Source organism: Sphingobium sp. D43FB, from assembly GCF_002312805.1.
GTDB lineage: Bacteria > Pseudomonadota > Alphaproteobacteria > Sphingomonadales > Sphingomonadaceae > Sphingobium.
This window is the reverse complement of sequence record NZ_NMUA01000142.1, coordinates 1-1,100: the sequence shown is the minus strand read 5'-3', so window position 1 is coordinate 1,100 and position 1,100 is coordinate 1. Positions and strand designations below refer to the sequence as shown.

At 62.5% G+C, this 1,100-nt stretch carries 1 pseudogene; it reads left to right on the top strand.

Features of this window, described 5'->3' with window-relative positions:
- Nucleotides 1-94: 94 nt before the first annotated feature.
- A pseudogene (locus SxD43FB_RS23705) lies at nucleotides 95-916 on the top strand (IS110 family transposase); the annotation flags it as partial.
- Between the last annotated feature and the right edge of the window lie 184 nt (nucleotides 917-1,100).

Genomic DNA, 1,100 nt, shown 5'->3' with positions numbered 1-1,100 from the left:
TCTGCTGGTCATTTGACCCGCAGAGGTTCGGCACGGAATAATGCAAAGCAAGCCGACCCAAAAATGGCAGAAATCCGCCAATCAGGCCGCGTTCCTCCGCATTATGGGAACCTCGTGATTAGTAAAGCGCGGAAAGAACGACGCCGCCGATGCTGAGGCAATCTGCGAAGCGGTTACACGTCAGACGATGCGGTTCGTGCCCATCAAGTCGCGCGAGCAGCAGGCGGCGTTGTCGCTGCACCGCGTGCGCCAGCTGTTGATCAAACAGCGCACGCAGCTGGTGAACATGATGCGCAGCGTGCTCGCAGAACTGGGCGTCGCCATCCCGGTCGGGATCGTGAAGGCACTGCAGATGGCGCGGGAAATCGTCGACGGCGAGTCAAAGATCGATCTGCCGACTGAGGCGACCAACGTCGTTGCCATGCTGGCAGGGCAACTGCTCCAGCTTCACGCCCAGTTACGCAAGCTCGACCTGCGTCTCGCCGCTCTGCAGCGGAGTGACGAGCGGGCCCGGCGTCTGGCGACGATCCCTGGTATCGGGCCGATCGGCGCGACCGCACTCGCCGCGTCGGTGACCGATCCAAGCCAGTTCTCGTCAGGGCGGCAGTTTGCCGCCTGGCTAGGGCTGACCCCGCGACAGAGTTCGAGTGGCGGCAAGGAACGCTTGGGGCGCATTACCAAGATGGGCGACCGATATCTGCGGCAGCTCCTGGTTGTCGGCGCAACCGCGCTTGTCCGATACGCCAAGCAGAAACCCAGCACGGTCGATCCGCGCTTCGTCGCGTTGCTCGCCAGAAAGCCCGCGCGTGTCGCCTCGGTCGCCATCGCCAACAAGATGGCGCGGATCGCATGGGCAGTCATGGCGCGCGGCGGCGTCTTCGAACGCGGGCATGCGCCGATGCTGGCGGCAGCATAGATCAAGAGTTTAGCCCGTAAAATTCATCCGGGTTGGATTTTTAGCGCAAAGCTGACTGCTTGAACTGGGAGCAGGCGCACGGGATCATGCCCCTTGTGCGGGGTGATTTCCGATGATCGAAGCTTGTGGGTTGAAGGGGTGGGTTCGATGCGATGGGCCTTGCCCGGCGGTCAGGTGATCAGGC